This window comes from Zhouia amylolytica, assembly GCF_900116365.1.
In the GTDB taxonomy this organism is placed as follows: Bacteria; Bacteroidota; Bacteroidia; order Flavobacteriales; family Flavobacteriaceae; genus Zhouia; species Zhouia amylolytica.
In genome coordinates this window covers 20,710-34,703 of the sequence record NZ_FPAG01000004.1, presented here as the reverse complement: position 1 = coordinate 34,703, position 13,994 = coordinate 20,710, and the positions used below count along the sequence as shown (strand labels likewise).

The window sequence follows — 13,994 nt, the reverse complement described above, 5'->3', positions numbered from 1 at the left end:
TACAATTTCAACGGCACTCTTTAACAGAATTTAAAGCAAGTTGAATAAACAACTCTATTGTAACCACCAAGGTGTTTCGCGAATCTTATCATTTCCTTCTCCAAATTGACGGGTAATAGCCTCCGAAACATTCTGGGTATTTTGTAAATATTCCCCCTGAGGGTAAATCCATCTGGTAGGAGGCGTTGCTCCCGCAGCCTGAGCAAATTCAGGGTATCCAGTTCTCAACTGATCGAAATACATTCTCCAGCCCGATTGAAGGAATGAAGTAAAATACTTCTGCGTCATTACTAATTCTAATTGCTCTTCAAATGTGGTTGCATTGTCAAAGTTTACCAAAGGCTCAGAAAGGTAACTCTCTGCACTTTGCGTATCGACGTACGAACCGTATCCTTTTGCATAATCATTATAGAACTCAAAAGATGCCTTAACTCCATTTTCATAATGCATCTTTGCATCTGAAGCAATCCATCCTCTAAGCGCTGCTTCTGCTAGTATAAATTCTGTTTCCGAATAGCTCAAAAGATTATGAGGTTCAGTTGTAGGATCAGTACTGTATCGCAGGTTCACCTTAGACACATCTCCCTGAGCTGCTTTATCATTTACCTCAGCATAAGGAGCTAAAGGATTTCCTCCTTCATAGGCATTGAAATCATCTTCAGCCAATCCGGCTTCTTTTGCATTTTTTGTCGTCGTACAGAAAATAAACAATCTTGGGTCTTTACGATCCTGTAGCCTTCTCACAAAAGTAGAGTCCATATACATTCCAGATCCATACCCACTGGAGTTAAACTCGGTATACCGACTTCCATCCTGATCGATGAATACCAATTGACCATTATCGTCATTAGATTCAATTATCGGCTGATTATTGAAGATGCTGGCAAAGGTATTCCCAACATTCAATTCGGCATCCGATGTTTTACCCGACAGGGTCAATAACACTTTTAACCTGAAAGAGTTTATCAGTTTTCTCCACTGCGCTGCATTTCCATTATAGATAATATCTCCAGCTATAATTTCGTTGTTATCCTTCAGTAAATTATTCGCTTCTTCCAACTCATTCAAGATTCCTACAAACACTTCTTTTTGAGTATCGTAAGAAGGTGTATAAATCTCTTCTTCTTCTCCTTTTAATGCATCACTATATGGGATATCGCCAAAGGTGAGTGTTAAGTCATAGAAGTAATAAGATCTGAAGAACTTAGCCAATGCCTTATAAGCATTGCTTTCGATTCGCTCAGCTTCTTCCATCATTTTGGTTATATCGCGCAAACGGTTATAATCACCAAAGCTACCACGGTTCCAGTTATAATACTGGTAATTATTCTCACCATCGGTCTGTACAAGCATACGAGATGCATACATCGCTCCTGTTCCTTCTACCTGAAAAGCTCTGAAGGCTATTTCTGTAAGAAGTAACTGTGGATGCGTTTGACTTACGTTATTTGGATTTTCATTGATGTCTGAAAGGTCGCTACATCCAAAAATTGTAGCGATCCCGATAAACATAAAAAATACTTTAATCTGTTTCATTTCTTTAGGGTTTTCCTTTTAGAATTTCATGTTGATTCCCATACCTACATATCTTGATGATGGATCTTGAAGATTATCATCATTACCATAATCCGGATCTATAATTTCTGCTTTTTTCCAGATAAGAAGGTTGTACCCGTTAAGGCTCATATCGATATGCTTAATACCTTTTAAATTAAGCAGGTCTGTAAAATCGTATTTAAAGGTTACCGATCTTAACTTAAAGAAGGTTCTGTCAAAAACATTGGCAAAAATTTCGCTTTCGTCTTCTGTTACCTGAGCTCTATAAGGATAATTTTGGCTCCAGGTTTGCCAGCTTACAGCCGTAGTGTTTGGCTGGAATACACGTGTATCAGAGATGATATTTCCATTTACATCTCTATCGAGTTCACCACTCACTACATTTACACCTTCCGGTATATAAACAGGCTCTCCGGCTGCATACTCTGCATCGCGATATAAGGTTGAATTCGGGTGTTTACCGCCCCACCACATTTTTTCAACTGTTAAGGACCTCATCAGACCTCCCCATGATCCGTCGATACCTACATCAAGGGTCATGTTCTTATATTTAAAGCTGTTTTGAAAACCTAAAAGCCAATCCGGGTCTTTATGTCCAAGATTTTGTTTGTAATTATCTCTGATCGGAAGTCCGTTATCATTCAGGATTACTTGCCCGTCAGGAGATTTTTGCCATACTGTTGCGTAATAACTATCGGCACGATCGTTTAAGAATAGATCACCGTAACGTTCTTGTCCGCCATAGATATCCGTAATTTTTCTTTCTCTTTTACTCCAGTTGGTAAGCACATCCCATCTAAAATTATCATTGCGAACAGGAGTAGCTTTTAAAACTACTTCGAACCCATTTGTGGTGTACTCATTTCCATTTACTTTTCTGTTTTGGAAACCAGAAGCAATAGAGGTTGGTAGATCTATAATCTGATTAGTATCAATTACATTATAGTATGTAAAATCAAGCTTCAAACGTCCTTCGAGGAATGAGGCACTTGTACCTAATTCAAAAGAAGTCGACTTTTCAGGTTCGATGTTAGGATTTACAATACCTCCAGGATAAGTTAATTTAGTGGTAGACCCAAAGGTTCCGCTATTTTGGTAGAAAGGAGAAATCTCATATGGATTCAAATCACTTGATACTTCAGCCCATGAACCAAATAGTTTTAAGTAATCGATTCCTTTTGGCATTGTTACATAATTAGAAACAATCGTACTTGCTGAAAAAGAAGGATAGAAATAAGAGCTGTTTGCCTCCGGTAAGGTAGAAGACCAGTCGTTACGTGCTGCAAAATTAAGGAACAAGGCGTCAAAAACACTTAACTCCATGGTTGCATAGGCACTGTTTATCTTTTTCTCTTCCAGGTAGGTATTAGCTTTTACATTTCCTTTGGTATTGTTTAAGCTATAAACAAAAGGAACAATCAAACCATCGGTTGCATTATATTCTTGTTGATACTTTCTATAGAATGTCGAGGCTCCCATATTAAAGTTCAATGCAAAGTTATCGCTGAACTCTTTGTTGTAGGTTGCAAGCACATCCATATCGATGGTGGTTCTTTCGTAATTCCATGTTTTATAATCACCGGCTCTTGGATCACCGTAATTCAGGTATGACTTCGGACTTTCACGATCTTCAAAAACATCCTTTATAACTGCAGATCCTCTTGCTTGAAGATTGATCTCATCGGTTACCTTATAGTTCAATTTCAACTGGCTGTTTATCAGGTTTGCATCGTATTCCTGATTCAATTCATAGGCAGCAAAATAAGGGTTGTTGTACCATGCGTAATTCCAGTTCGCCTGCCTGTAACCTTCTTGTCCCGGGATATAAAAATGTTCGCGTTGGTCTCTACCATTTACATCATCTCCCATCCAGATCAGGATGGTGTACATGTGGTTTTTTGGTCCGTAACCATAACGTGGGTAATTCGGTGAATATACTTTGTTATAAGCTAACTTACTATCTAATGTAAGGCGATCAGTAAGTTTTGTAGTTCCTTTAAAAGTAAGACCTCCACTTTGCAAACTGGTGTTTGGTACTCTACCCTTTTGTTTAGAGTAGTTTCCGGAAATTCTAAACGATCCTTTTTCACCCTTGTGAGCAATGGCAAAATCGGTCGTAGAAACATACCCTAATTCCATGAAATCCTTTAGGTTGTTATGGTATTTCCATGGAATCGGCTCTCTTGAATACCTTGATTTATCATCGTATTGAGTGCCTGATACATCACCCCACCAAGGGATTACCTCTCCAGTAACATTATCTCTTATCGGGCTATTCCATTGTGGAATCATCACCCCTGGTTCAAATTTCGGTCCCCAAATCATATCTCCATCAGAGATACCACCATCTTTACCATCCCAGAACTCATATTTTCCATTAGAACCATTACCATATTCGGTTTGTGTTTCTGGGAAAACGGTAAATCCTGCGGTCACTAAAGTACTTTGTGAAACTGCAACTTCAAGACCTTCTTTATTTGCATTTTTAGTAGTAATAAGAATGGCGCCATTTCTACCTCTAGATCCGTACAAGGCCGATGCTGTTGTTCCCTTAAGGACGTTTACATTGGCAATATCATTTGAAGAAATATCAAAGAAATCAGTTTCTACCGGAATTCCATCAATCACGATCAATGGATTTTTACCACGTAATGAAAAATCCGGAGATTGGAAGATACCCGTTGGATTGGTTACTTGTAAACCTGCTACCTGACCCGTAAATAAATTACCAACGTTTGGTGCGGTAACTTCTTCTATGGTCGCTAATTCAATATCCTGAGTTGAATACCCGATTTTCTTTTCTGACCTGGTAATACCTAGTGCCGTTACCACTACTTCATCAAGTCCCTGGGCATCTAAGCCCAATTGAACGTTAATGGTTCCTGAAGATGGGGCAGACACTTCCTTGGTCGTATAACCAACGTAAGAAACTACAAGAATTGCCTTCTCACCACTCACATTGATACTAAAATTACCATCAAAGTCTGTAGCCACTCCATTAGTTGTCCCTTTTTCCATAACACTGGCTCCGGGCATAGGTTGTCCGTTCTCGTCGGTAACGGCACCTGTTATGGTCCTTTTCTGTTGAGGGGTAGCTTGTTTTAAACTCTTTTTTATTAATACAGAGCTACCTGAAATGTTATATGACAAGGCCGCTTTAGAGGCAATATCATCCATAATTTCTTTTAACTCTTCACTATTATAAACGATAGAAAAAGTTCTGGTGTCTTGTAAAATTTCTTCACCATAATTGAAGTGTAGTTTTGTTTTATCTTCAAGAAGTGAAAATATTTTTCCAAGTGTAGCATTATTGACATTAATGCTTACTTTTGATTCTACTCCTTTACTGTCGTTTGTTGCTGCAAAAACAGTGGAGTTAAATACTATTAGTACAAAGAACTGTAAAATAAGGTTCTTTTGTTTTTTAAATTTCATAGTGTTAGATGTACTTTTTACGATTCATTTAATGCTAATTGGTTCGGGTCTGGTGCCACAGGCCTGAACTTTTTTGTTTTGGTTAATTTGCTGTTACTTTGATTACATTTTTCTCTTTTTTGAGTTTCACATTGGTTATAAAATTTAATTTTTCAATAACTTGATTCAGGGTATCGTCTTTCAAAAAGGAAACTTTTACTTTATGATCTTTTAATCGCACTTCTTCAAACTGAAATGGTATTCCATATCTAAGCTCAACTACCGTAGATAAATCATTTAATGATATACTTGGATAGTCTACATCTTTATGCATCCATCCTGAATAAACCTGAGCATTGACATTTCGTTTTAACAACCTTTTGTTGGCTTGATCGAGTTGCACTTGTTCATTAGGCAGCAGGTCGAAACTTTCCATTTTATTACTCACATTTACCTTTCCGGTGTTTACGGTAACATTAAAAAGGCTATCTCTGTTGATAATATTAAAAGAGGTTCCAAGAACCTTGGTGCGTAACTCACCGGAAGTGATTATGAAGGGCTTGATACTATCTTTTGCAACTTTAAAAAAGGCGCTTCCTTTTATCAGTTTCACACCTCTTTCGTTACCTGTAAATTGTTCAGGATACTCAAAGCGGGTATTTTGGTTTAGGAATATGGTACTCCCGTCAGATAATAACAACGAATCAATCTGATCAGAGGTTTGTGCTATTACCCAATTGAGAGTGTTTGATGTGTTATAAATTTTGGCAAAATACATTGACCCAATTAAAAGGACCAAGGAGGCAGCGACTGCATAAGCTATGTTACTTCTGCTTCTTTTTTGTTTGTATATTCTTTGATCCAGTTGAACTTTAATTGCGTCTTTAACAGTCTCCTTCTCTCCCAATTCAACATCCCACGATTGTTGTTTGCGATAGGTATCTAAAAACCTCATAAGGATTAGTTCTTCCTTTTCAGAAATATTACCTTCCTTATATTTTGTGATCAGATCCTCTAGAGGATGCTTACTATTCTTTTTCATTCAAAAGTGTTTACACCCTAAAGTGTCCAAAACACAAAAAAGTACCATCGAAAAATATTAAGGAAATGTTACGGAAGTGTAAAAAATAGTTTTTGGTCTAAAAAAAGAAACCATAAGCTTCTTTAAGAGAGGCTTTGAGATGCTTAATTGCTCTATGCAATTGATTCTTAACGGTTTGATGCGACAAATCCAACTCTAAGGCAATTTCTGAAATTGACAACCCCTGAAACTTATTGAGGTAAACAATTTCCTTGCGTTTTTCCGGGAGGGTTTCAAGGAGATCTAAAAGGGTGGCCGAATTAACGGTATCATCTTCTTCCAATTGTTCTACCAGATATGTTTCAAAACTCTCATTCAGTTCTAAGGTATTGAATCGCTTGTCTTTAAAGTGATTGAAAATCTGGTATTTTACGCTCTGAAAAAGATATGCTTCAATATTTTGTACGGCTGCCTGACGGTTATTTTGCCAGAAGTTAAAGAATACTTCCTGAACGACATCCTGAGATAACTCTTTGGATCCGGAGATTTTATACGCGAATAGAAAAAGAGGTTCCCAATATTTGGTATACAATGCGTCGAAAGTAGATCTTTCTCTCACATTAACATTATATTTCAATATTTTAGCCACTCTTTTCCAGGTCTTTAATGTTGTGTTCAACAGCAAGGCTAAATTATTTTTTTAAATGTACCTGTATCCTAAGTAGATATTATGTTTATGTAAAGTATCTTATAAATTTAATTCAGAGTCTTTAAAGAGGAGTCATAAAAAAAGACTGTCTTAAAAAAATTCAGACAGTCTTCAATAAAATTTATTTTCTGCTTTTTACCAGCTTAATTGATAAGTATTTCCACTTTCCATGGTAAGTGTACCTGTCTGGTTGCCATGGAATTCGATAGTTCCTGAGAAATTATACGAGGTACCGTTAGATGCTTTTCCAACAAAAGAAACAGTCAAGGATCCAGAAGATACGGTACGGTCTGCTTTTAAAACCATTAATTCTTCAGTAATGAAATTAATCGAAGTTGTAAATCTGTACTCATTTCCTTCTGCTACTACCTCATAAACCCCTTCTATAAGGTGTTCTGAACTAATGGTATACATATCTGAGCTCTCTTCAAGTCCTGAAATACTCATCGTGGCTTCATGGGTTGTATTGGCAGCCATATTTGGTCCGGTTATTACACCTGTACCTGCTAAGCTTAACCAGGCACTTAGTGGCATACTCATTTCATCACAAGACACCATCCATGTCCACGCGTAGTCCATAGTAACCGAAAAATCTTCAGATTCTTCACTTACACTATAAGAAGTATTGTATTCTTGTCCGCATTCGTAAGCTCCTACTTTAGCGAGCGGGGTGGTTTTGTTAGCAGTAGATTCCCCTTCGAGAATGGCTACTCCTTCCATCGTAAAGGCCAAGGCTCCCCCAGACTCCGGTGAAACGGCTGTTAAAATTGCATTTGCAGCTGTTTCTTCAGTAATTTCCATACTGGTTTGGTCTTCACTATCATCACTGCTACAGGACGTAAAAATCAATGTCATGGCCGCAAAGCCGACAAGAAGTGTTTTGTTGTTCTTAAAAAGAACGCGTTTAATGTTCATTTTTTTCATTGGATTTGGGTTTTTATTTAACTACTAATTTAAGGTATTTTTTAAAGCAATACAATTATCTGACTTAACCACCTCATCAGAAAGACAGATTTCGATTACTTACTAAGCCCATTTAAGAAAGTAAATTTTTGTTTGGTATTGCTTCATATCCAAGTTTTTACTATAATATCGAATAAATCCTATATATTTAACTTACTTATAACCAATAAACCAACTTATCTTGAAAAATAAAAGAATTCGTTCTATTGACATCTTTCGCGCACTGACCATGTTTTTTATGATTTTCGTGAATGATCTTTGGTCTCTTACAGGGGTTCCGGAGTGGTTAGAACATGCCGCCGTAAATGAAGATCGCATGGGGTTTTCTGATATTATTTTTCCATTATTCCTTTTTATTGTTGGTTTATCTATTCCGCTAGCTGTACGTACGCGTTTAAAAAAAGGAACTTCTCACTGGTCAATATTAAAACATATCATTCTTCGAACTGTCGCTTTATTGACCATGGGGTTTTATATGGTGAATTTTGAAATGATCTACGATGATGCTATGCCGATAAACAAACATGTTTGGGAGATTTTAATGGCTTTAGCCATCTGTTTAATATGGTTGGATTATAAAGGTCTTACAAGTTTAAATCGCCAAGCTCAAAATATTATTCAAGCTATCGGGGTATTACTATTGATTTTCCTGGCTGCCATCTATAAAGGAGGGAGTGCCGAAGATATAGTTTGGATGCGTACCAGTTGGTGGGGAATTCTAGGGCTTATTGGATGGGCTTATTTTTTAAACAGCATTATATACCTCTTATTTCAAAAGATATGGCCCTACCTTTTTTTAGTATTTCTGTTACTCCTGTTCATGAATATTCAGGAGAATGGATATTATGAACATATCCCTTCTATTACCTTTATTATAAGTGCCTCTAATTATGCTTTGGTGATGGCTGGTGTTTTGTGTACTTGTGCATTCCTTCATTTTAGAAAAAAAGAAAAGGAGTCTCATTTTTTAAAGATCGTATTAGGTGCAGGAATCCTATTCATTATTTATGGATTTATGCTGAGAGAGTTGTTTCCTATTTCAAAAATAAAGGCTACGCCCACCTGGAGTACATTGTGCATTGGAATAGGTTATGTACTCTATGTTTGCTTTTACATATTGATAGACAAACTCAATATTTTTAAATGGGCAGATCCTTTCAAACCTGCCGGAACGAGCACACTTACTTGTTATTTGATGCCTTATTTTATTTATCCGATTATTATCTTAATTGGATTTAATTGGCCTTCTATGATGACCCATGGCATCGCTGGTATTATTAAGTCTTTATTGTTTTCCTTTGTCATTATCCTCTTTGTGGGGTGGATGGAGAAGCGTGGTTTTCGGTTGAAAATATAATTTTTTTGGGAGGGGGTTGATTGTCATTCCGTATTTATTGCTGAATCTATTGAAGGGGAAAGGGGAAAGTCGAAACCAACCCGTCATCGCGAACGGAACGAAGTGTAGTGCGGCGATCTTTTGAAGGATAGTAACTCTTATTGGTGAGATTGCCACGCCTTGCTAGCGCAAGGCTCGCAATGACGTAATGCAATTTCTTTCCCCCTGCACCCCTAAAGGGGGAAATTGTTTTCTTCCTTTTGTCATTCCGCACTTGTTGCGGAATCTAATCAAAAATGAGTCAGCATCTGAACGTGTCCTTCCGTACTTGTTTGTCATTCCGCATGTGTTGCGGAATCTATTGTTCAAATATTCGATCTTTTCTCCTGACAAGGAACTGTTCAACTGAATGAAAAAGGCATGTTTATTTTTTATTCATTTCTTTTATTCACCAATTTGCTTATTGTTTTATAAGGGGTTCATGATGTGCTGCGCAATTGCCCATCCAAATACATAGTATTCACGAACACGTTGACAAAAATAATAAGGACGTGAGTAAAGAAAACGAACCAAAAGAAAGGATGCCCGTCGAGAGGTATTTTTGCTATCGCAAAACCATGAATTTTATCCTAAATGGTCTCCAAGGCTTCGACCATTTTTAACGGATTAAATTCATATATACTGCCGACGGGGGTACACTCCTATCAACATTCTTAACCAATTAAGGTAACTTAACCTCGCCTGCCAAACCCTATGGCGACTTAATTTTACACCTTAATTCAAAACTACTGCAAACAAACCGTCATCGCGAACGGAAAACAGTGTCGTGCGGCGATCTTTTGGAAGCTAGTAACTATTCTTGAAGAGATTGCCACGCCTTGCTATCGCAAGACTCGCAATGACGTTGCCGAAAACAATTTCTTTCCCCCTGCACCCCTAAAGGGGGAAATTGTTTTATGCCCTGATTTTCATTCTGCACTTCTTTGTCATTCCGTACTTGTTACGGAATCAATTGATCTAATATTTAATCTGTTATCCTTGTTGAGATCGTCATACCTAACGATTACATGGTTTGCAATGACAATTGGTGGAAATTGAATATAATATTGACAACATTTTGATAAAGTCTTCTAACGCAATTCTCGCGATAATACTGAAAGAAATGTCTTATATTTTATAAAGCTAAAATCAGTTCTTTGTATTTTTGAGTCCAGGAGATTAATTGGTCTTCGTAGTTTTCCAGTCCCAACTTTTGAATAATGTTAGTACGGTGTTTTTGAACCGTTCGGATAGATATCACCAATTGTTCTGCGATCTCTTTAGAGGTTTTGGATTGGGCCACCAGTCTGAGGATTGTTCTTTCGGAAGGAGAAAGGAGTTTTAGTTTTTGAAGTTGGGGATTTATTTCAGCTTCCAATACCCGGTTAAATGTATTGCTAAAGTAGGTGGCTCCTTTACAAATTTCACCAATACATTTTTCTATTTCCGAAAAGGGTTCTTCTTTGAGTAAATATCCATCAATCCCTAATTGTTGTGCTTCGTATATTAGTCCTTCTTCTTTATAAGAGGTGAGTATAATAAACTTTGCAAGGCTTCCTTCCTCTCTTGCTTTTTTTACTACCTCAATACCGGTAAGGAGGGGCATTTCAACATCGAGAATGGCTATATCGGGTTCCTTACTGAGAATACGTTCCAATGCTTCCATACCATTATTTGCTTTCGCAAGTACATGATGCTTGTTTGATACTAATTCCTCAACCAATCCTTTTAGCAATAATGGATGATCATCAGCAACAAGTATTCGGGGCATTTTTTTCATTTTAATAAGGTATTTTAGCTTTTATAGTTGTGCCTTTATTTATGGTGGTATCTAAATAAAACGCTCCCTGCATTATAAGGATACGTTCTTTCATTGTTTTCAAGCCAAGGCTGTTTAGTTTCTTTTTATCATGGAAGTCAAAGCCAATACCATTATCTTCAATATAAACCTCGATAGTTCTTCCTTCTTTTTTCTTAATTTCTATGATAACTTCTGTAGCCTGAGCATGTTTTACAATATTGGTCATAGCCTCCTGAACGAAGCGGTATAAATTAATATTTTGTTCTTTATTAAAACACTCATCTATGAACTCGATTTCAGGAGTAAAAATAATATTATACTTCTCATCAAAACTATAGATAAGGTGACTTACTGCTTTCGTTATTCCCAGGTTGTCTAAAGCCGGTGGGTGCAAACCTCTGGATACAGATCTAACTTCCTCAAGTGTCTGTTGTGATAATTCCAATAAATCCTGTTGATCAAGATCTCTTACTTTCTTTGTCAACAAGGTGAGATGTTGCCCTACACTATCATGTAACTCCCTTGAAATATATTCTCTTTCTTTCTCCTGACTTAATAACAACTCCTGAGAATAATGTTTGGTTAAGGCATGCTTCTTTTTGGCAAAGCTATGGGAGCGGTACACCCACAAAAACCCGGAGGTGCCAATCAGAATCAATCCACCAAAAAGGAACCAAAACGTCTTTTCTTTATTTTCTGCATTTAGCAGTTCTATATCCTGTTTTTGACGTGTGATTTCGAGATCTTTTCGCGCCGTTTCAAACTGCGTCTGCACATAAGCATATTTCCGTCTGGAGATTACATTGTTAATTGAATCTTTAACTCTGGAATAGTTTTTATGGTGTAGAACTGCTTTTTTCAGGTCTTCCTTTTTCTCATAAATTAGACCTAATAGGCGTTCTAAACGCAAAATACTTTGCACATCTTCAGAGGATTTAACTCCATTCAAGGCTTTAATTGCATATTCTTCTGCCTTATTTAATTGATTATGTGTAAGGGCATTTTGACTTAGAGCTGAATAATAATAGGTGCTGAGAAATGGATTATTGAGAAAAGGGTCAATCTTTGCATTTAGTTCTTTTTTATAAATATCGGAGGTGTCTAAGATTCCATTTCTGGCAAAAGCTGAAACGGCATACGACAAGGTTAGTATATCTACAATACCTTGTACATCTGATTTGTTGTTGCGTTCGTTGAGTGCCGTTCGAATTTGATAAAGTTCTTCTTCTGCATTTCCTTGTTCATTTGCTTCATTACAAGCACCTAAACGGGCAATAGCTACTAACTGAAATTCTTTTAGTGCACTCCCTTTTTCAAAAACTTCCAGCCGTGCTTCCCGTGCCCGATCATAAAGTCCATTTTTACTGTACAGTTGGGCCAAGCCATTTTGAGCCCATAAATACATTAATTCATTTTTCTGGTTCGTAAATATTTCCTTTGCTCTTTCGTAATAAGCTACGCTATTGGTAATATCATTTATCTTATCGCTATTTTCTCCAGCTTTTAGATAGGCATATCCATATTCATAAAGGGAAGAATCTTTTTGGGACTCTAAAAAATCGATTCCGTTATTTAATATGATCAAAGAAGTTTTAAAAAGTTGCATATAGGTGGCCGCCTCTGCATAGGTTATATAATAATTGGCGATTTGCTTATTATCATTATTATGATCTATAAATTCCTGATAACTTTTAAGTAATTCATAGGCCTTTTTATGGTTAATTTCTTTGTATATATAATAGTTCCCCAAAGCATTAACCATTTTTATGGCTTCCTCCCACTGCTTATATGTTAAAGCCTTTTTTTGATAGGTATAAATGGTATCGGCCACACTTTTACTTTCGAGCTTATAGGTGTCTAACAAGTTGGTTAGAAATGTTATTCTAGTTGTATCACTCTTTAAGGTCACTAATTTTTTTAATGACTCCTCAGGATCTTCAGTATGCCCATCAGTAATCTGAGCAAGAGAAACTCCACTGTCTATAAACAGGAATAAGAGAATACACGATAAAATTTGTAGTACTTTAAACACAGAGCAAATATAAGGGGAAGATTATAAAATAATACTATTCTTTCCCGTTGTGTAATGTTAAAATGAACTATTACAATGATCTACTATTGTTTAAAAAAAAGTCTCAGCTAGCTGAGACTTTTTGATAAAAAGCCTTTTTCATTTAGAGTAATAATGATCATTAATTTCCCCCGAATATTATTAACCTTTTACCCTAAAAATAAGTCGTGCCTTTATTTATTATTGTCTTGAAATCGTATCGTAAAAAGAATTCATGTGTTCCACCTGTGTAAGGTCTTATTCCCGAAACCGGAAACTCATAAGCATAACCCAATTGCAAATTATTTCCGATTTTGAAACTTCCCAGCGCTCCGAGCGTATCGAAGCTGTCTAAACGGTAATTTACTCCTAACCAAATCTTATTATAGAACATAAAGTTGGTTCCGAAATCTAATGACATTGGCACACCATCTGTGGCCCTTAACATAGTAGTTGGTTTAAATACCACTTCGTTACCTAAGGTAAAAACATACCCACCAGTAATATACAGGCTGGATTTTTCTGCTGCTTTATACTCAACACCATCAGAAGCGGCATCTATATATTTATTGCTAAGCATTTGAGGTACTGATACTGCGCCATACCATCGATCACCAAACATATACATTCCCACCCCGATATTTGGGTTCCATTGATCGTTATAAGCATTGAAGTATGGATCATTTTGAACATCGGGTTTATTCAAAAGCTGATCACTTAACGCATATTGGGTAAATCCGGCTTTCAGACCAAAGGCCATCTTTATTTTTTCATTGAACTGAATGGTATATGAAAAATCACCGTACAAGTAATTAAAAGTTTCATTTCCCAATCCATCGTTTATAAAAGAAAAACCCAAACCTACTTTCTCGTTTCGCAAAGGTGAGTGAATGGATACTGTATTTGTAGATGGAGCTCCATCAAATCCTGTCCACTGGGATCGGTGCATTACTATTGCTGACAAGCTATTAGTGCTTCCTGCAAAGGCAGGGTTGATACTGGTTGGATTATACAGGTATTGTGTGAATTGCGGTGTTTGTTGTGCCACCATATTGACAAACCCAAAAATCATTAATAAAAATGTGATATACTGCTTCATTACTC

Annotated in this window: 9 protein-coding genes; 1 reads left to right on the top strand and 8 read right to left on the bottom strand. The window is 36.8% G+C overall.

The features are described 5' to 3' along the window. Positions 1–54 precede the first annotated feature (54 nt). The 5 genes from BM361_RS07085 to BM361_RS07065 form a co-directional block, all read right to left on the bottom strand. The gene (locus tag BM361_RS07085; RefSeq protein WP_074977886.1) at positions 55–1,536 is read right to left on the bottom strand and encodes a SusD/RagB family nutrient-binding outer membrane lipoprotein; all 1,482 of its coding nucleotides are present in this window, start codon (positions 1,534–1,536) and stop codon (positions 55–57) included. Positions 1,537–1,554: 18 nt separating this feature from the next. Then, positions 1,555–4,992: a SusC/RagA family TonB-linked outer membrane protein gene (locus tag BM361_RS07080; protein ID WP_083425879.1), complete on the bottom strand. Its 3,438-nt coding sequence runs from the start codon at positions 4,990–4,992 to the stop codon at positions 1,555–1,557. 82 nt (positions 4,993–5,074) lie between these two features. Further along, positions 5,075–6,013, bottom strand: a complete 939-nt coding sequence (locus BM361_RS07075) for a FecR family protein (protein ID WP_074977884.1) — start codon at positions 6,011–6,013, stop codon at positions 5,075–5,077. 97 nt (positions 6,014–6,110) lie between these two features. Continuing rightward, on the bottom strand, positions 6,111–6,671 hold the full coding sequence (locus tag BM361_RS07070) for an RNA polymerase sigma factor (RefSeq protein WP_051413565.1): 561 nt from the start codon (positions 6,669–6,671) through the stop codon (positions 6,111–6,113). Between the two features lie 165 nt (positions 6,672–6,836). After that, positions 6,837–7,625, bottom strand: coding sequence for a hypothetical protein (locus BM361_RS07065; RefSeq protein WP_074977883.1), 789 nt, complete (start codon positions 7,623–7,625; stop codon positions 6,837–6,839). A gap of 220 nt (positions 7,626–7,845) precedes the next feature. Between BM361_RS07065 and BM361_RS07060 the strand changes: the two genes are divergently transcribed. Further along, a complete protein-coding gene (locus tag BM361_RS07060) occupies positions 7,846–9,021 on the top strand; it encodes a heparan-alpha-glucosaminide N-acetyltransferase domain-containing protein (RefSeq protein WP_139226644.1) in 1,176 nt (391 codons plus the stop codon). A gap of 1,153 nt (positions 9,022–10,174) precedes the next feature. Here the strand turns inward: BM361_RS07060 and BM361_RS07055 are convergent. The 3 genes from BM361_RS07055 to BM361_RS07045 all read right to left on the bottom strand — a co-directional run bounded on the left by BM361_RS07055 (position 10,175) and on the right by BM361_RS07045 (position 13,989). Beyond that, positions 10,175–10,810: a response regulator gene (locus BM361_RS07055; RefSeq protein ID WP_254785755.1), complete on the bottom strand. Its 636-nt coding sequence runs from the start codon at positions 10,808–10,810 to the stop codon at positions 10,175–10,177. A 10-nt stretch (positions 10,811–10,820) separates the two neighbouring features. Then, on the bottom strand, positions 10,821–12,872 hold the full coding sequence (locus tag BM361_RS07050) for a tetratricopeptide repeat-containing sensor histidine kinase (RefSeq protein ID WP_074977878.1): 2,052 nt from the start codon (positions 12,870–12,872) through the stop codon (positions 10,821–10,823). A 193-nt stretch (positions 12,873–13,065) separates the two neighbouring features. After that, positions 13,066–13,989, bottom strand: coding sequence for a PorP/SprF family type IX secretion system membrane protein (locus BM361_RS07045; protein WP_074977876.1), 924 nt, complete (start codon positions 13,987–13,989; stop codon positions 13,066–13,068). Between the last annotated feature and the right edge of the window lie 5 nt (positions 13,990–13,994).

Excerpts from the sequence above, each read along its gene's own strand:
- BM361_RS07085 (WP_074977886.1), bottom strand. The coding sequence starts at position 1,536 with ATGAAACAGATTAAAGTATTTTTTATGTTTATCGGGATCGCTACAATT.
- BM361_RS07045 (WP_074977876.1), bottom strand. The coding sequence starts at position 13,989 with ATGAAGCAGTATATCACATTTTTATTAATGATTTTTGGGTTTGTCAAT.
- BM361_RS07055 (WP_254785755.1), bottom strand. The coding sequence starts at position 10,810 with ATGCCCCGAATACTTGTTGCTGATGATCATCCATTATTGCTAAAAGGA.
- BM361_RS07080 (WP_083425879.1), bottom strand. The coding sequence starts at position 4,992 with ATGAAATTTAAAAAACAAAAGAACCTTATTTTACAGTTCTTTGTACTA.
- BM361_RS07075 (WP_074977884.1), bottom strand. The coding sequence starts at position 6,013 with ATGAAAAAGAATAGTAAGCATCCTCTAGAGGATCTGATCACAAAATAT.
- BM361_RS07065 (WP_074977883.1), bottom strand. The coding sequence starts at position 7,625 with ATGAAAAAAATGAACATTAAACGCGTTCTTTTTAAGAACAACAAAACA.